General features: G+C 54.7%; 1 pseudogene. It reads right to left on the minus strand.

The features are described from left to right. Window positions 1-546 (minus strand): annotated as a pseudogene (locus BG74_RS16760) (ATP-binding cassette domain-containing protein); the annotation flags it as partial. Window positions 547-640: the final 94 nt, after the last annotated feature.

Raw genomic sequence — 640 nt, forward strand, 5'->3', positions numbered from 1 at the left:
CAGAGGCCGCCTCGTCTAGCAGCAGACAGCGGCTGTTCTGAGTCACCGTCATCGCTAGCCAGGCGTGCTGCTTGCTGACTGACAAACTGTCCACCAACCGATCAGAGAAACTGACAAACTGTCCACCAACCGATCAGAGAAATCGTCCAGCCCCACCAGTTCGATAGCCTCCTGAATATGCTCGCGATCGGCGATTCCAAAACAGCCAACGGCGCCATGCCACGGGTAGCTCACAGTGCTACTAACTCCCGCACCGTCATGTCTTCTGCGGCGGGCAACTGCTGCGGCAAATAGACCACCTGTCGGGAAAATACTTTAAATAATGGCCGGTCATCGAGCCGTGCTTCAGCGCCGTTAGCCGGTTGATGGCGGCCGAGGATCTTTAAAGGAGTTAATTTGTCGGAACTGTTATGGCCAATCAGACCGCAGACTTGCCCTGTCGGAAAGGAAAAATCCAGCGGATGAAGCAGCGTACGGCCGGGCCACGGCAAAACTAAGCCTGAACAGAATGAAATGAGCGTGTGATGGTGGGTTTACGTTAGGTATAGGCTCTATCTGATTCGCGGGCGCAGCCGTGCGCGTCCTAACAAAATATTTATGATATATCATGACGATGGCGGTAATCAGGCGCCCGCCGCCG

Source organism: Sodalis-like endosymbiont of Proechinophthirus fluctus (assembly GCF_001602625.1).
Classification (GTDB): Bacteria; Pseudomonadota; Gammaproteobacteria; order Enterobacterales; family Enterobacteriaceae.